Genomic DNA, 16,792 nt, shown 5'->3' with positions numbered 1-16,792 from the left:
AAAGCGGAATTCGGGGCAATAAAGCCCCTCCCCCTTGTGGGGAGGGGTTGGGGAGGGGTCTTTCAACGCACCTCCATGTGTAAGCATATTCAATGCGCCAGCGACTTGATCGCCGGATAGAGCGCCCGGTAGCGGGCGTATGCTGTGTCGTATGCTTCCGAGAGTGCTGCGACCGGTTCGATGGTCTCGTCGGTTTTCGGTGCCGAGCAGACGGAAAGCGGGTCGGCGCCGGTGGCGGCGATGAGGCCTAGGCGCGCAGCACCGAAGGCCGCGCCGAAATCGCCGTCAGCTGGAATATCCACCGGCACGCCGAGAGACGTGGCGATCGACTGCAGCCAATAGCGCGAGCGCGAACCGCCGCCGATGGCGGTAACGCGGGAAATCGAGGTGCCGGCGGATTTCAGGGCTTCGAGATTGTCCCTGATCGCAAAGGTCACCCCTTCCAGGACCGCCTGGGTCAGCACCGACCGGCTGCTTTCGTGTTCGAGGCCGATGAAGGCGCCGCGGATGGCCGCATCGTTATGCGGCGTGCGTTCGCCGGAGAGATAGGGCAGGAAGGTGACGCTGGAGGGAGCCTTCAGCGTATCGCCGAGTTCCTGAGTGAGCTCGGCGGCGGTCTTGCCGGTGATGAGCGAATACCAGTTGAGCGCGTCGGTCGCCGACAGGATGACGCCCATCTGGTGCCAGGTTTTCGGCAGCGCGTGGCAGAAGGCATGCACCGCGCTTTCCGGCTTCGGCAGATAGGAGGCGTTGGCGGCAAACAGCACGCCGGACGTGCCGAGCGACACGAAGGCCTGGCCTTCCGCCACCGTGCCCATGCCGCAGGCCGACGCCGCATTGTCCCCTGCCCCGCCGGCAATCACGACGCCCTCGCCCATGCCCCATTTGTAGGAGAGCTCGCCGCGCAGCTTGCCGGCCTGCTCAGTTCCCTCGACCAGCGACGGCATCTGGCTTTCGGTAAGGCCCGTGGCGGAAAGCAGTTCGGACGACCACTTGCGGGCGCCGGTATCGAGCCAGGACGTGCCGGCCGAATCCGACATTTCCGAAATATGCTCGCCGGCCAGCCACAGGCGCAGGTAATCCTTCGGCAGCAGCACCTTGGCGACCTTCGCGAAAATCTCGGGTTCGTTTTTGGCGACCCAGACGAGCTTCGGAGCAGTGAAGCCTGGGAAGACGATATTGCCGGTGAGCTTGCGGAAAATCGGGTTCGCATCGAGGGCTGCGGCTTCCTGATGCGAACGGGTATCGTTCCAGAGGATGCAGGGGCGTAGCACCTTGTCTTCGCTGTCCAGCAGCGTCGCGCCGTGCATCTGGCCGGAAAGGCCGATGCCCTTCACCGCCGCGAGTTCCTTCGGGAATTTTGCCTTGAGGCCGGCGACAGCCTCTTCGGTGGCGCGGATCCAGTGCGCCGGATCCTGCTCCGACCAGCCCGAATGTGGACGCGAGACGTCGAGCGAGCCGCTCGCCGAACCGATGATCTTCTGATCGCCGTCGATCAGCATCGCCTTGACGCCCGAAGTGCCGAGATCGAGACCGAGATACATGGTGTTTCTCCTAATGCTCCGCCCTTCAGGGCAGATTGTCTTTCAAGAATATGTCGATACGGATGCGTTCCTGGGCGGCGAGCACCGGCAGGCCGTCCGCCTTGGCCTTCAGCACTCGGATGGCGCTTCTGACTTCGTGGCCCGCATCCTGGTTCAGCACCGCGTCAATGGTGCCGTCGGCAAGTGCTGCGCGGGTCGAGGCGGTCAGTTCGTGCGCGATAACGAGCGGCCGGCTGGGGCCGTGCGCCGCCTGCAGCGCGCGGATGAGGCCGCGGTTGCCGGCACCGAGACTGTAGATGCCGGCGATGTCCGCATTACGACGCAGCGCCTCCGCGATCATCGTCTCGGCGAGCACCGGATCGTCGCGGCCCTCGAGGACGGGCAGGATACGGACGTTCGGATAGGCTTGGGCGATCACGGTCGAAAAACCTTCCAGCCGCTCTCGATGGTCGCGCACCAGCATGGAACCGGCGAGCACCGCGACGGTCGCCCCTCGTTCGCCGAGGGAAGGCCCGTTGAGGAAACGCCCCATCAGGCTGCCCGCAGTGCGGCCGGCTGCAATATTGTCGATGCCGGCATAATGGTCGCGGGAGGAATCCGGCAGGTCGGAGACCAAGGTCACCATCGGGATGCCGGCCTGACGCAGGTGCTCGGCGGCCGTGCGGACTTCCGGCGCGTCGATCGCAACGAAGGCAACGCCCGCCGGTTTTTCGGCAAGCACGGCCTCAAGGGCTGCTACCAGCGCGTCAGGGTCGAAGGGCGGTACGTCGACGATGCGGATATCGGTGCGCTCGAAGCTGGACCGGGCGACCGCGCCGCGCACCTCCTCTGTGAGGCCGATCATGAAGGAATTGTCGTTGGCCGGCAGGATGAAGACGAAGGAATAGGTCCGGCTTTTGGCAAGGTTGGCGGCGGCGAGATCGCGCACATAACCGAGCGAGGCGATTGCCTCCTCCACCTTGCCGCGGGTGACGGAACGCACGCCCGGCCGGCCGTTGAGAACCCGGTCGACGGTCGCAAGGCTGACGCCCGCAATCTTTGCGATGTCATGAACTGTGGGCTTCATGAATTCCTCCGCCGACCGTGTTAGCGGAAATTCTGAGGTACGTAAATCAAAATTTGAGGTACGTGTTTCAACAACGCTGGACGCCAAAGAAAAAGGCCGTCACGTGTGTGGCGGCCCTCTTCCCGGCGGTGGAATGCTGGAATTTAATGCCCGCCGCCACCGGCGCCCGCGGGGCGGCCTGGCTTGGCGATGAGGAAGACAAAGAAGATCAGGCTTCCGAACAGCGCCGTCAGGATGAAGAACACATCCATGAAGGACAGCAGCAGGGCCTGTTGGGTGATGATGCCGGAGATCTTCTGGAGCGCCACGGCGCCGCCGTCGAGACCCAAGGCATTGTAATTGGCGCCGACGTTGTCGAGCCAACTCAGCGCAGCCGGATTGCCGTAGTTCACATGCTCCGAAAGCCGGGCATAATGCTCGTCGGAGCGCTGGGTCAAAGCCGTATTGATGATCGCAAGACCGACCGCGCCGCCGAGATTACGCGTCAGGTTGAAGAGACCGGAAGCGCCCTGGATACGTTGCGGTGTGAGCGTTCCGAGCGCGATATTGCTGATCGGCACCATGCACATCATCATCCCGAACCCGCGCAGGATCTGCGGCAGAAGCAGTTCGTAGAAATCCCAGTCGGCGGTAATGCCGGTCATCAGGTAGGTGCCCATCGCGAAGGCGCCGAAACCGACCGCCATCAGGATGCGCAGGTCCACGCTGCTCGATAGCCTCCCGACGAGCGGCGCGGAGACGAACATGGCGATACCCGAGACGAACATGGTCTCGCCGATCATCAGCGAATCGTAATGACGGATGCGGCCGAGATAAAGCGGATAGAGATAGGTGAGCCCGTAAAGCCCGACGCCCATGATGAAGGAGAACAGCGATCCGAAGGCGAAATTGGCGTTGCTGAATGCTCGGAGATCGACGATCGGGAACTCGACCTTGAAGGCCCGCCAGAAGAACACCACCGCACCAACAGTGACCAGGACCGCACCGACGACGATCTTGTCGTCGCTGAACCAGTCCTTGTTGTTGCCCTCTTCCAGCACGTATTCCAGCGCGCCGAGGAAGACACCCATGGAAGCAAGCCCCCACCAGTCGAATTTCTTCATCAGTTGAAGCTGCGGCTTGTCGAAGTCGATCAGCGTAAAGGTGACGGCCGTCACGATGATGCCGGGGATGACGTTGACCAGGAACAGCCAATGCCAGGAGAAGGAATTGGAAAGGTACCCGCCGACCGTCGGGCCGATGGTTGGCGCGAGCGTCGCGACAAGTCCGATGATCGGCGACACGATGCTGCGCTTCGACGGCGGGAAGATGGTGAAGGCCGCAGCGAAGACAGAGGGGATCATGCCGCCGCCGATGAAGCCCTGGATGGCGCGGTAGACGATCATCTGGTCGATATTCGTCGCGGTGGCGCAAAGGATGCTGGACAGCGTAAAGCCCGCGGCACAGATGGCGAAGAGGTAGCGCGTCGAGATGATACGCGCCAGCGTTCCCGACAGCGGGATCATGATCACTTCGGCGATCAGGTAGGAGGTCTGCACCCAGGCGATTTCATCCGAACCGGCGGAAAGGCCGGCCTGGATTTCCGCGAGCGAAGCCGAGACGATCTGGATGTCGAGGATCGACATGAACATGCCGAAGACCATCGCGAAGAAGGCGATGAGCTTGCGTCTGTCCATCGGCTGGTCGGCGGGCATCGCCATAGGGGATGCGCCCGCCGTGGCTGTTGCTCCTGCCATGGCCGCTCTCCTTGGTTCTCTTTACTTGGCAGCGACAGCGCCGATGCCAGGCGCAGTGCGGGTGTCGACGTCGACGACGACACTCAGGCCGGCGCGAAGATGCTGACGCTCCAGGTCTTCCTTGGGGATCGAGATGCGCACCGGAACGCGCTGCACGACCTTGGTGAAGTTGCCGGTCGCATTTTCCGGCGGCAGCATCGAGAAGACGGCACCGGAAGCCGGCGCGATCGACACGACCGTGCCGGTGATGTTGTGATCGTCATAGGCATCGACATGCACGCGAACCTTGGAACCCGGCTGCAGATGGCCAAGCTGAGTTTCCTTGAAATTCGCCTCGATATAGAGCTCGGTCAGCGGCACCAACGACGCGAGCCGCTTGCCCGTCGAGACGAGATCGCCCGTCTGGACAGAGAGATTGCCGATGACGCCGTCATAAGGCGCCTTCAGGACCGTGAAGTTCAGATCGCGCTGGGCCTGGTCGCGGGCGAGCTCCTGGGTGCGGATCGTGTTGACCGCTTCGTCGCGCTGCGCATGCAGAAGGCCGATATTGGCCTGAGCCGAGGCAACCGCGGCCTGGCCGGCGACGAGATTGGCGCGGGCCTGTTCGAGCGCAATCTGGGCGCTGTCGAGCGCGGCGGCGGTGCCGACGGCGCTTGCCTGCAGGCTCGTCGCGCGCTTCTGGATGATCTCGGCGCCGCGGACAGCAGCTTCGAGAGCGCCTTGCTGGGCCTGGGACTGCTTCAGCGCCGCTTCGCCGCCGACGATCTGCGCGTCGATCCGCAACACTGCGAGATTGGCGGATTCTATGGCGGCCTGCGCCTTGCGAAGTGCGAGCTGGTAGTCGCCGTCGTCCAGCGTGACGAGCGAATCGCCGGCCTTGACGGCCTGGTTCTCGACGACGTTCACCTTGGCGACGTAACCGGAAACCTTCGGCGAGATGACCGCGATATCGCCTTCGACATACGCATCGTCCGTCGAAACCAGGAACCGGCCGTCGATCCACCAGTTATAGCCGTACCAGCCGGCGCCACCAAGGAGGGCAAGCGCGATGATCGGCAGCAGGAGACCGCGGCGCTTCTTCTTTTCCGGCGCTTTGGCAGCGGCCGGGGCCGCAATCGCCTCGGCAGCCGCAGGCTGTTCAGCCGCAGGCGAAGCCTTGCGGGCTTCAGCCTCCGAAAGGTCGACATTTTCCGTCGTCACGGCGCGCAATGCGCCGGTATTGTGAGAGGCCGTCATCTTCATATACCGTCTTGGGAGCGTCTTATTTCATCGAACCGATCGGTTCAGCGACCTTGACTTAGACCTTTCGATGACACATATCAAGAGCAATCGAACCGCTCGGTTCGAAAAGGTTAAAAAAGGGCATCGAAATGGCCAGGCAGACAAGGAAACTGGAAAAAAACGATCCGATTGCCGCCGGACGTTTCGCAGCGGGCGAAGACCCGGCGAAACGCGAACAGATTATCGACGGGGCAAAGAGCGTCTTTATGAAGCTCGGCTTCGACGCGGCGAGCATGAACGACATCACCCGCGAGGCGGGCGTTTCTAAAGGCACGATCTACGTTTACTTCCAGAACAAGGAAGACCTGTTCGGGGCGATCGTGGCGCGCGAACGCGAGCGGATCACCCTGCGTATGCGCGACATCCTCGCAGGCAGTGAGGAAGTCGAGGACGGTCTCTACCGCTTCGGGATGGGATTTGTGACCCATATCACCTCTCCGCAGGTGATCGGCGCGATGCGCACCGTCATCGGCGTCGTCGATCGTCTTCCAAACATCTGTCATCACTTCTTCAACTCACCGTCTCAAAACGTACGCACAGTTCTTGAGGATTTCCTTAAGCGTCATATCGCGCTCGGCAATCTGAAGATCGAGGATACGGACCTGGCGGCGCGTCAGTTCATCGATATGTCGAGCGGCACATTTTTCAAGTTCCGCCTGTTTGGCGATCTCGATGACGTGCCGCCCTTCCGCGAAATCGACCGTGCTGTTACGGGGGCGATCCGGGTATTCATGGCAGCCTACGGCCTGCATAACGCTTCCGTGACGACAAAAACCAAAGAACATGCCTGATTTCAGGAGGTTGTAACGCAACCTCCTCTTGTCTTTGCATCTCCAGTCCTTAAATCGGGACGGCAATTACGCCTTGCGATTGAAAGAAGGGAATGTTGATGCAGGATATCGTCGCGCTGGTTCAGGATCCGGCCGCCTGGGTGGCGCTCGTCACCCTCGTCGTCATGGAAGTCGTGCTCGGCATCGACAACCTGATCTTCATCTCGATCCTCACCAACAAGCTGCCACCCGAAAGCCGCGAACGCGCCCGCAGGATCGGCATCGGCCTGGCGCTCGTCATGCGTCTCGCCCTGCTCGGCACCGTCGCCTGGATCGTCCAGCTTACCAACCCGATCTTCGAGGCCTTCGGCCATGGTTTCTCCTGGAAGGACCTGATCCTGATCGCCGGCGGCCTTTTCCTTGTCTGGAAGGCGACCAAGGAAATCCACCACTCCGTCGATGTCGACGACCACAAGGAAGACCTGGTCGGCGCCGGCAAGGACGTGCTCAAGATGAGCTTCGCATCTGCAATCGGCCAGATCCTGCTGCTCGATCTCGTCTTCTCGATCGACAGCATTATCACCGCCGTCGGCATGACCCCTCACCTGCCGATCATGGTCGTCGCCGTCATCGCCGCCGTCACGGTGATGCTGATCGCCGCCACTCCGCTTGCCAATTTCATCGAGAAGAACCCGACCATCGTCATGCTGGCGCTCGCCTTTTTGCTGATGATCGGCGGCACCCTGATCGTCGAAGGTTTTGGCGTGCACGTGCCCAAGGGCTATATCTACGCCGCCATGGCCTTTTCCGCCGGCGTCGAGGTGCTCAACATGGTGGCGCGCAACGCCCGCAAGAAGAAAAAGGGCAGCGGGACGACGCTGCACTGATGGTGACGTTTCCCTTCCGTCAAGTCGAGCATCGCCTTGATGCCATATTCAGCATATGCTAGATAAAGCATCAAATGGCGCGAGCGACCTTAATCATGGATCGGAAATTTCATCTGGATGATGGAAGGATCATCCAGATGAAGGTCTGGCAGCTTCCGGATCCCAACGCGGAACGTCCACATGGATTGAAATATTCGCTTTTCTTCGGACGCCCGGGAGAGCGAATTATTGGCTACGACAACGAATTTGGGAAAGGCGATCACCGCCATTATCGCGATCATGAGGAACCCTATCGTTTCGAGAGCCTCGAACGGATGATCGGGGATTTCGAAGACGATGTCCGCCGGGAGTTGAAGGTATGAGCGAAGTTCGGATTCACGTTTCTAATATGGACGCGTTTTTCGAAAACGCGACAAGGGCTGGAGCGCGGATCGACGCCGGCGATTTCAGCCTGCAGCCGGGCGAGATTGCCTTCGAAAGCATGGATCTTCTCTTAAAGGTGCTGACCGCCAATCGCTGGCGGCTTCTGCGCGCCCTGAAAGCGGCTGGCACCTCCTCGATCCGCCAGCTCGCTCATTCCCTGAAGCGGGATTATCGCGGGGTCCATGCCGACGTGGTCGCCCTGGCCGAGGTCGGTCTAATCGAAAAGACCGCGGAGGGTCTGGTCAAGGTTCCCTGGGATCGCATCACGGCAGAAATGGCGATCACTGAAGCGGCCTAGTTGGAAGGCAAAGAATTGCTCCGGCTTTGCCGGGCCGCTCAGCTCTTCGCCAGTTCCCTTTCGACCGCCTCGACCAGCCGGCTGTCCTGCGCGTCGACATCGGGCGCGAAGCGGGCCTTGATCTCGCCGTCGCGGCCGATCAGGAATTTCTCGAAATTCCAGACGATCTCGCCGTCTTCGACTTCCATGCCGAAGCCCCGCAGCTTTTCCTTCATCGGACCGTCGCCGGTGGTCGGCACGCCGGAGCCGGTGAGGCCCTGGTAGAGCGGGTGCTTGTCCTCGCCCTTGACGGAGATCTTCGAGAAGATCGGGAATTTTACATCGTAAGTGAGCTGGCAGAATTCGACGATCTCGGCATCCGTGCCGGGCTCCTGGCCCTTGAAGTTGTTGGCCGGGAAAGCGGTGATCACGAAACCATCGCCGCGCTTGTCTTCGTAGAGTTTTTCGAGGCCTTCATACTGCTTGGTCAGGCCGCATTTCGAGGCAACGTTGACGACCAGCATCACCTTGCCTTTGTATTCCGAAAGCGTGGTCTCGCGGCCATCGGCCAGCTTCACCGGCACGTTCAAAACATCAGTCATCGACAAATCTCCATTTAAAACAATCTGGTCGTTTTGCCGCGACACCCTATCGAAGCGGCACCGGTTGTCCAGTGGACGGGCGCCCTGTCGATCAGTCGCGCCGGAACTTTGAACTCGTCTCCGCATTGATGGGCCCGATCGCCGCGAGCACCAGTCTCGGTTTTCGGCCGGAGGCGTTTCTGATGGCGGTGGCGATCGGCGCCGGCTGCGATTTCCTCACCCCGGTCGGCCACCAGTGCAACACGCTGGTCTTCGGCCCCGGCGGCTACAAGTTCTCCGACTATCCCCGCCTCGGTCTGCCGCTTTCTTTCCTGATCATCCTCGTCAGCGTGCCGGCACTGCTCTATGTTTGGCCGGTAAGGTAAGGTTCAGGGCCAAAAACCTTGACGCTTGCGGCTGAATATGGCCTAAGCCTGCGCCAATCCGCATTTCAAAAACAGGCTTGGCGCCTTCCCGGCCGCCACAGATAGAGCATTCTTCATGATCGCCACGAAGCCCCGCGTCCGCATCGCCCCCTCGCCGACCGGCGAGCCGCATGTCGGCACCGCCTATATCGCGCTCTTCAACTATCTCTTCGCCAAGAAACACGGCGGCGAATTCATCCTGCGCATCGAGGATACCGATGCGACGCGCTCGACGCAAGAATTCGAGGACAAGGTTCTGGACGCGCTGCGCTGGACGGGCCTGACCTGGGCGGAAGGCCCGGATGTCGGCGGTCCCTATGGTCCCTACCGCCAGTCCGACCGTAAGGACATGTACCAGCCCTACGCCCAGCAGCTGCTCGACAAGGGCCATGCCTTCCGCTGCTTCTGCACGCCCGAGCGGCTCGAGCAGATGCGCGAAGGCCAGCGCGCCGCCGGCAAGCCGCCGAAATACGACGGTCTTTGCTTGAACCTGACGGCCGAGGAAGTGACCTCCAAGATGGCGGCCGGTGAAGGCTCGGTCATCCGCATGAAGATCCCGACAGAGGGCTCCTGCGATTTCCATGACGGCGTCTACGGCGACGTTTCGATCCCGTGGGATTCGGTCGACATGCAGGTGCTGATCAAGGGCGACGGCATGCCGACCTACCATATGGCGAACGTCATCGACGACCATCTGATGAAGATCACCCACGTGGCGCGTGGCGAAGAATGGCTGGCATCGGTGCCGAAACATATCCTGCTCTATCGCTATTTCGAGTGGGAGCAGCCGGTGTTCATGCACCTCTCCCTGATGAGGAATGCCGACAAGTCGAAGCTGTCGAAGCGCAAGAACCCGACCTCGATCTCCTATTATTCCGCGCTCGGCTACCTGCCGGAAGCGCTGATGAACTTTTTGGGCCTGTTCTTCATCCAGATCGCCGAAGGCGAAGAGATGCTGACCATGGACGAGCTCATCGAGAAGTTCGATCCGGACAACCTCTCCAAGGCCGGCGCGATCTTCGACATCCAGAAGCTCGACTGGCTGAACGGCCGCTGGATCCGCGAAAAGCTGACGCCGGACGAATTCGTCGCCCGCACGCTGGAATGGGCCATGGAGAACAGCCGGCTGACGGAAGGCCTGAAACACTCGCAGAGCCGCATTTCCAAGCTCGGCGAACTGCCGAACCTTGCCGGCTTCCTGCTGTCCTCCGATGTCGGCCTGACGCCGGCCTCGTTTGCAGGCCTGAAGACCAGCCCCGCCGAGACGCTTGAAATCCTCACCACCGTTCAGACGGATCTGGAAAAGATCCTGGAATGGAATGTCGAGACGATCGACGCTGAACTGCGCGCCGTGGCCGACAAGCTCGCCAAGAAACTGCGTGTCGTCACCCCGCCGCTGTTCGTCGCCATGTCTGGTTCGTCGCGCTCGCTGCCGTTGTTCGATTCGATGGCGCTGCTCGGCCGGTCCGTGGTGCGCCAGAGGCTGAAGATTGCAGCGACAGTGGTGGCATCCATGGTGGGCGACGGGAAATAACACTCGAGTGCTGTCGCTAACGACGGCATTCTGAAATACCCCCCTCTGTCCTGCCGGACATCTCCCCCTCAAGGGGGGAGATCACAAGAGGCACAGACTTGCGCCCAACAAACGTCGAATGCTCAGCATGCGGCGACGAAGACAGGACGATGAGAGTGCTTCATCCGATCTCCCCCCTTGAGGGGGAGATGTCCGGCAGGACAGAGGGGGGGTAACCCCAACGAAGACAGCCCGAAGAAGGCGAAACACGATGACCGAGAACACGACCGAAACCGCCCTCTCCTCCGACGCCACCCAGGTGCGCGCCCAGAAACTCGCTTTGCTGCGTGAAAAGATCGGCGATGTCTATCCGGCGCATTTCCACCGGACGATGACCAATGCGGAGCTGGCCGAGAAATACAAAAACCTGGAAGCGGACGTCGAGACACAGGACATCGTCACCGTCGCCGGCCGGGTCTATTCCTCGCGCAATTCCGGCATGTTCATGGATATCCATGACGCATCGGGCAAGGTGCAGATCTTCTCGCACAAGGATACCACCCCGCAGGAAGCCCGCGACCTTTTGCCGATGGTCGATATCGGCGACATCATCGGCGTCACAGGCGTCGTGCGCCGCACCAAGCGCGGCGAGCTGACCATCAACGCCCAGAACATCACCATGCTCACCAAGTCGCTGCTCCCCATGCCGGAGAAGTGGCATGGCCTGTCGGATGTCGAGCTGCGTTACCGCAAGCGCCATCTCGACATCATGACCAACGAAGAGTCGAAGCTCCGCTTCCAGCAGCGCAGCCGCATCGTCTCGGGCATCCGCCGCTTCATGGAAAACGACGGCTTCATGGAAGTCGAGACGCCGATGCTGCATTCGGTCTACGGCGGCGCGACAGCCGAGCCGTTCAAGACCCATCACAACACGCTGAAGCTCGACATGTACCTGCGCATCGCGCCGGAACTGTTTCTGAAGCGCACGCTGGTCTCGGGCCTCACAGACAAGGTATTCGAGATCAACCGCAATTTTCGGAACGAAGGCGTCTCGACCCGGCACAATCCCGAATTCACGATGATGGAGTGCTACTGGGCCTATGCCGACTACGAGGACATCATGGACCTCGTCGAGCGCATGTTCTCGACATTGGCCATGACCATCCATGGTACGACCGAAGTGAAGTTCGGCGACAAGGAACTGTCCTTCAAGGGCCCGTTCAAGCGCGTGCCGATGCCCGATGCGGTGAAGGAGGCGACCGGTATCGACTTCCTTGCCATGAAGACCGACGAGGAAGCCCGCACCGCCGCCAAGGCCGCCGGCTTCGCGGTCGAGAAGGATTGGACCTGGGGCGAATGCCTTGCCTTCATCTTCGAGGAAAAGGTCGAGGGCACGCTGATCCAGCCGAGCCACGTGACGCATTTCCCGAAGGACATCTCGCCCTTCGCCAAGGAAGTCCCGGGCGAACCGCGCCTCGTCGAACGTTTTGAGACCTATTGCAACGCCTGGGAACTAGGCAACGCTTTCTCCGAGCTCAATGACCCGGAAGAACAGCGCAAGCGCATGGTCGAGCAGCTCGAACAGGCGCATGCCCGCGGCGAAAAGGACAAGCAGCTCGACGACGAGTTTTTGGATGCGATCGACCAGGGCATGCCGCCTGCCGGCGGCCTCGGCATCGGCGTCGACCGCCTCGTCATGCTGCTGACGGATTCGCCGTCGATCCGCGACGTGATCCTGTTCCCGGCCCGCCGGGCGAAGGCGGATTGATAGGGTTCGCCTCCGCCACCAAGGCCACCACGGCCACCTAGGCCGCCACGGTCGTCATCCTCGGGCTCGACCCGAGGATCCACGGACTAGGCGGTGCGAACTCTGGATTCTCGGGTCAAGCCCGAGATGACGACGGAGAGCTCGGTTTATTCCCCTCTCAATGCACGACCTTCTCAGCCGGGCCCTTCGCATCCGAAGCTGACGCCGCCTCAGCGGGTTTTGCGGGTGCGGCTGGAGCCGGTTGGCCCCTGAGCTTTGCGAGCCATTCGGCGCCGGCGGCGTCCGCGTCCGTTGAGCCGGCGGTCTTGGCCGGGGCTGCTTCCGCATGCGCCGTTTCCGGCGGTTTGGCGTCGGAACGAACCGCATCGCCATCGGTCTGCTTGGACCAGCGCTTGCCGCCTTCCGCAGACGTACGTGGCGCAGGCGCGGGCTCTGCTGGCTTGGCGGCGGTCTGGGCTGCGGCCTGTGGTGCGTCGGCCTTCCCCTGTTCGCCGCTGCCGGAGAACATGCCGGTTATCGAGGCGAGAAAACCACCCTCTTGCTTTTTCGGTTCGGCGGACGCGACCTGGGCAGGTGCGGCCGGCTTCTGCTTGCCTTGGCCCTGACCGGCGGCAACCTTGTTCTGTGCTGCAGGTGCCGGATGCGTAGCGGCGGCCGGAGCCGGATGGGCGGCGGCAGCCGGAGCAGCGGCATGGGTTTGAGCGGCGGCGGCATTGCCCTCGGGCGCATGTGCGGCTTCTGCCGGCGCTTGCGCCTTCGAGCCGAAGATCATACCGGTGATGGAGCTGAAGAAACCGCCGTTTTCCTTGGCCGCAATTTCGTCACCATGGCCTTCGGCTGGCGCTCCATGCGGGTCGGCTGCAGGCTCGCCATGACCGGAAGCGGGCTTTTCGCTCATTGCTCCGTGGCTCTTCGGCTTTTCGCCATGGCCGGCGGAAGCGCCGTGCTCGCCTTCCGGCGCCGCGACGACAGGTTCGAGGCAATCGGCGTGGTCGGTCAGCCGTGCGGTGAGCGTCTCGACATCCTCGAGCGGCAGGTCGATGCGCATGCCGTAATATTCGCCGTTCGAATTGGCCGCGCCGTCGAGGTAGTAGGCTGAATAGGGCCGCACGTCGGCGCCTTCGGGCGCCTTGTTGGGATCCGGAATATAGACGACCTGGGCACCGATCGCACGGCCGCGCATCTGAGCGCGATCGCGGGGGCCGGCCTTGTCGATCATCGCCACCTGGACGAGATCCGCCTTTTCCTTTTCCTGGACCGCCTTGGCGACACGCAAGGCCGTGCGAATGCGCGCCAGACCGTCGCCGGTTCCGTCGCTCACCACGTATTTGCGGATCCAGTAACGCTGATCGCGCTTGATCTTGACCGTCTCCAGCGCGGTACATTCGAGCCCGTTGATCTCCAGATAGGAGGGGCCGAGGATCTTGTCCGTGCCGATGAGCACAGCGGCCGCACCGCTGCCACCGCCGAGAACGACGATACTGCCCATGAGGATGAAGACGAGCTTCTTGGAAAACCGGAACTTCAGACCCTTCACTTGCCGAGCTCCGGCATGATCAAACTCCATATCTACGCAAAACAACAGGATGGAATAGTGCCGGGATAGTCGCCTATTCTTGTTGAGGAAGCTTTAAGCCGGGCCATTCTTTTTGTGCCCTGGAGGTCTTTCTTCGGGTCGGCCTGCGCCATTCCGAAACGTTCCAGCTTTTGATGCGCCCCTCTTGCGCAAATCGAACCGCGGGTATATACCCGCTCTATGCCGAACGACACCTGCCACTGCATCCTGCTGCGCAAAGCCTCGCGAAAGGTCTCGTCCTATTACGACGAGGCCCTGGCGCCGCTTGGCGTCAACATCGGGCAGTTCAGCCTGCTGCGCAACATCAACCGGTTGGCGCCGATCTCGCTGACCGATCTCGCCGTCCAGGTGGAACTGGACCGCTCGACGGTCGGCCGTAATACCAAGGTGCTGGAGCGTATGGGCCTGGTGGCGATCGGCCATGGCGAGGACCAGCGCGAGGCGATGCTGACGGTGGCGCCGAAGGGTGCGGCGATCCTGAAGCAGGGCGCGCCGCTCTGGGACAGCGTCCAGGACGATATCGAAGCCCGGCTCGGGGCCGAGAAAACCAGACAATTGCAGGAGCTGCTGGCGGCTCTCTGATTTTTATTCAAAAGCGGGCATATACCCGAAAATTACACGCTGCCGGAGCGGCAACGACCAGGAAAGGGACAGAACCATGATCTCCAATCGCGCCGCCCAATGGATGGCGGCCAGAAACCTGCACTACGGGTGGGTGGTTGCCATCACCACATTCCTGACGATGCTCGCGACCGCCGGCGCCATGGGCTCGGCCGGCGTGATGATCCAGCCGTTGCATCAGGAGTTCGGCTGGGATATCGCCGACATCTCGTCCGCCATGGCGGTGCGTTTGCTGCTGTTCGGGCTGCTTGCTCCGTTTGCCGCCGCTTTCATGAACCATTTCGGCATCCGCCAGGTCGTCACGACCGCGCTGGCGCTGATCCTGAGCGGCATCGTCGTTTCACTATTCATGACCGAGGTCTGGCAGCTGGTGGCGCTTTGGGGCATCGTCATCGGCGTCGGCACCGGCATGACCGCCATGGTGCTTGGCGCAACGGTAGCTTCCCGCTGGTTTTCGCAACGTCGCGGCCTCGTCATGGGCATGTTGAGCGCCAGCAACGCGACCGGCCAACTCGTCTTCCTGCCGCTCTTGGCGGACCTGAGCGAAACCTATGGCTGGCGCACGGCACTGGCGCTGACCGCCTTCGCCATCAGCGCCGCCATGATCCTCGTGCTGGCACTGATGCGCGACCATCCCGCCGACGTCGGCCTGCCGGCCTATGGCGAGACGACCGTCTCCAGGTCACCGAAGCAGGATCACAAGCTGCTGACCACGCTGATCTCGCCGATCACCACGCTGAAGAGCGCCTCGGCCAGCGGCACATTCTGGGTTCTGTTCGGCACCTTCTTCGTCTGCGGGCTCTCCACCAATGGCCTTATCCAGACCCATTGGATCTCGATCTGCGGCGATTTCGGCATGGCGCCGCTGGCCGCCGCCAGCACGCTGGCCGTGCTTGGCATCTTCGATTTCTTCGGCACGATCATGTCCGGCTGGCTTTCCGACCGGTACGACAACCGCATCCTGCTCTTCTGGTATTATGGGCTGCGCGGCCTGTCGCTGATCTACCTCTCCGTCTCCGGCTTCAGCTTCTATGAACTGTCGGCCTTCGCCGTCTTCTACGGGCTGGACTGGATCGCCACCGTGCCGCCGACGGTAAAGCTCGCCGCCGATAAATTCGGCCGCGAAAAGGCCGGCATGGTGTTCGGCTGGGTGTTCACCGGGCACCAGCTGGGCGCTGCCACCGCGGCCTATGGCGCAGGCTACTTGAAGAGCGGTTTCAACACCTACATGCCGGCCCTGCAGATCGCCGGCGTGATGTGCATGATCGCCGCGGTTTCCGTCCTGCTGCTGCGCAAGCCGGGCACCGCCAAGCTCGTGCCGCAGCCGGCCTGATCTTCGCAACACCTCTCCAGCGGCTGTCACCGGCCGCCGGAGACCTAGCCTGTGATTGCAAAACTGCAAAACTCCCGGGATATGATATTGGTGGCGCAAGCCAGGCCGCCATCGCCGCAGGAGGCACCATGTCGTCGATCACCTCGGGCAACGCCGTTCAATATGCCGACAGCCGCAAGCTGGCGGCTCGGGGGCGCCTCAACAGGGAATATACGATCGCCGAGACCGGCTGGTTTCCCTGGGTTGCGCGGCAACTGCCCCTGAGGCCTGCTGACCGCGTCCTCGATATCGGCTGCGGCCCCGCCTGGTTCTGGGCCTCGGTCATCAACGATATACCTGAAAATCTCGACCTCACGCTCGCCGATCAATCTTCCGGAATGGTGGAAGAGGCCCTTGCGCGCTGTACGTCCCTACCCTTCGGATCGGTCACGGGCCGTCAGGCGGAAGCTTCCTCCCTTCCCTTCGAGGACAATAGCTTTGACTTCGTGGTGGCCATGCACATGCTCTACCACCTGCCCGATCCGGCAGCAGGAATCGCGGAAATGTTCCGGGTGCTGAAGCCCGGTGGATGGCTGGCGGTCACTACCAACGGCATGGGCAACATGCGCGGGATCTACGAACTTACCACCGTGTTCGGCAGCGAGCCATTCGATCCGAGCGCGGCCGTTTTCGGATACGACAGGGCCGAGGAGCTGATGCGTGCCCGGTTTGGCAATGTTGCCTTCTCCCAGCACCCCGCACACATGCGGATCACCGAGCCGGAGGATGTCTTTCTGGCGCTAACCTCCTACCCGCACGGCGACGGCGCGGACGAGGCTCAATTGGACGCGTTCCGGGAAGCAATCGCCGCTGCATTCGAGCGCGGCAACGGCGTGCTCGAGGTGGAGAAGGAAACCGGCCTGTTCGTCAGCAGAAAGCCGGACTGATCCCGAGCGCGGACTTGAGCATTTGCCAATACAGAAAGGGCCGTCGCGAGACGGGCCTTTCTTCA

15 protein-coding genes and 1 pseudogene are annotated in these 16,792 nt (G+C 61.9%); 10 read left to right on the top strand and 6 right to left on the bottom strand.

The genetic code is table 11. The features are described from left to right. Positions 1-89: 89 nt before the first annotated feature. From xylB to AC1DLT_RS09870, 4 genes are all read right to left on the bottom strand, one after another. The gene (xylB, locus tag AC1DLT_RS09885; protein ID WP_477486631.1) at positions 90-1,544 is read right to left on the bottom strand and encodes a xylulokinase; all 1,455 of its coding nucleotides are present in this window, start codon (positions 1,542-1,544) and stop codon (positions 90-92) included. A gap of 25 nt (positions 1,545-1,569) precedes the next feature. Then, positions 1,570-2,610, bottom strand: coding sequence for a LacI family DNA-binding transcriptional regulator (locus AC1DLT_RS09880; protein WP_477486630.1), 1,041 nt, complete (start codon positions 2,608-2,610; stop codon positions 1,570-1,572). 143 nt (positions 2,611-2,753) lie between these two features. Further along, entirely contained in the window at positions 2,754-4,346 is a 1,593-nt protein-coding gene (locus AC1DLT_RS09875) for a DHA2 family efflux MFS transporter permease subunit (protein ID WP_477486629.1), read from the bottom strand. A 21-nt stretch (positions 4,347-4,367) separates the two neighbouring features. Continuing rightward, a complete protein-coding gene (locus tag AC1DLT_RS09870) occupies positions 4,368-5,582 on the bottom strand; it encodes an HlyD family secretion protein (protein ID WP_477486913.1) in 1,215 nt (404 codons plus the stop codon). A gap of 134 nt (positions 5,583-5,716) precedes the next feature. Here AC1DLT_RS09870 and AC1DLT_RS09865 point away from each other — a divergent pair, with 134 nt between their 5' ends. From AC1DLT_RS09865 to AC1DLT_RS09850, 4 genes are all read left to right on the top strand, one after another. After that, positions 5,717-6,418 carry a TetR/AcrR family transcriptional regulator gene (locus AC1DLT_RS09865; RefSeq protein ID WP_038545406.1) on the top strand — a complete coding sequence of 234 codons (702 nt, stop codon included), beginning with the start codon at positions 5,717-5,719 and terminating at the stop codon, positions 6,416-6,418. Between the two features lie 98 nt (positions 6,419-6,516). After that, entirely contained in the window at positions 6,517-7,284 is a 768-nt protein-coding gene (locus AC1DLT_RS09860; RefSeq protein WP_247030989.1) for a TerC family protein, read from the top strand. Positions 7,285-7,358: 74 nt separating this feature from the next. Next, positions 7,359-7,646 carry a toxin-antitoxin system TumE family protein gene (locus tag AC1DLT_RS09855; RefSeq protein ID WP_247135840.1) on the top strand — a complete coding sequence of 96 codons (288 nt, stop codon included), beginning with the start codon at positions 7,359-7,361 and terminating at the stop codon, positions 7,644-7,646. Further along, a complete protein-coding gene (locus tag AC1DLT_RS09850) occupies positions 7,643-8,005 on the top strand; it encodes an HVO_A0114 family putative DNA-binding protein (RefSeq protein WP_172724028.1) in 363 nt (120 codons plus the stop codon). The genes AC1DLT_RS09855 and AC1DLT_RS09850 overlap by 4 nt, the downstream gene beginning before the upstream one ends. A 38-nt stretch (positions 8,006-8,043) precedes the next feature. Here AC1DLT_RS09850 and AC1DLT_RS09845 read toward each other — a convergent pair whose 3' ends face one another. Further along, positions 8,044-8,586, bottom strand: a complete 543-nt coding sequence (locus tag AC1DLT_RS09845; protein ID WP_038545412.1) for a glutathione peroxidase — start codon at positions 8,584-8,586, stop codon at positions 8,044-8,046. A 125-nt stretch (positions 8,587-8,711) separates the two neighbouring features. Here AC1DLT_RS09845 and AC1DLT_RS09840 point away from each other — a divergent pair. The 3 genes and pseudogenes from AC1DLT_RS09840 to lysS form a co-directional block, all read left to right on the top strand. Continuing rightward, a pseudogene (locus tag AC1DLT_RS09840) lies at positions 8,712-8,951 on the top strand (SLC13 family permease); the annotation flags it as partial. A gap of 115 nt (positions 8,952-9,066) precedes the next feature. Further along, positions 9,067-10,524 carry a glutamate--tRNA ligase gene (gene gltX, locus AC1DLT_RS09835; RefSeq protein ID WP_247135838.1) on the top strand — a complete coding sequence of 486 codons (1,458 nt, stop codon included), beginning with the start codon at positions 9,067-9,069 and terminating at the stop codon, positions 10,522-10,524. Between the two features lie 250 nt (positions 10,525-10,774). Continuing rightward, entirely contained in the window at positions 10,775-12,271 is a 1,497-nt protein-coding gene (gene lysS / locus AC1DLT_RS09830) for a lysine--tRNA ligase (protein WP_038545420.1), read from the top strand. A 157-nt stretch (positions 12,272-12,428) separates the two neighbouring features. On the opposite strand, the gene AC1DLT_RS09825 is transcribed toward lysS, so the two are convergent. After that, complete coding sequence (locus AC1DLT_RS09825) at positions 12,429-13,808, bottom strand: hypothetical protein (RefSeq protein WP_477486628.1); 1,380 nt, start codon at positions 13,806-13,808, stop codon at positions 12,429-12,431. Positions 13,809-14,027: 219 nt separating this feature from the next. Between AC1DLT_RS09825 and AC1DLT_RS09820 the strand changes: the two genes are divergently transcribed. The 3 genes from AC1DLT_RS09820 to AC1DLT_RS09810 all read left to right on the top strand — a co-directional run bounded on the left by AC1DLT_RS09820 (position 14,028) and on the right by AC1DLT_RS09810 (position 16,727). Next, the gene (locus AC1DLT_RS09820; RefSeq protein WP_247138925.1) at positions 14,028-14,429 is read left to right on the top strand and encodes a MarR family winged helix-turn-helix transcriptional regulator; all 402 of its coding nucleotides are present in this window, start codon (positions 14,028-14,030) and stop codon (positions 14,427-14,429) included. A 76-nt stretch (positions 14,430-14,505) separates the two neighbouring features. Then, positions 14,506-15,801: an MFS transporter gene (locus AC1DLT_RS09815; RefSeq protein ID WP_477486627.1), complete on the top strand. Its 1,296-nt coding sequence runs from the start codon at positions 14,506-14,508 to the stop codon at positions 15,799-15,801. 128 nt (positions 15,802-15,929) lie between these two features. Continuing rightward, on the top strand, positions 15,930-16,727 hold the full coding sequence (locus AC1DLT_RS09810) for a class I SAM-dependent methyltransferase (protein WP_477486626.1): 798 nt from the start codon (positions 15,930-15,932) through the stop codon (positions 16,725-16,727). The last annotated feature ends 65 nt before the right edge of the window (positions 16,728-16,792 follow it).

It is taken from the genome of Neorhizobium sp. 05N33 (genome assembly GCF_056397445.1).
The sequence above is the reverse complement of the archived record's forward strand: the minus strand, read 5'-3'. Positions and strand labels throughout refer to the sequence as shown.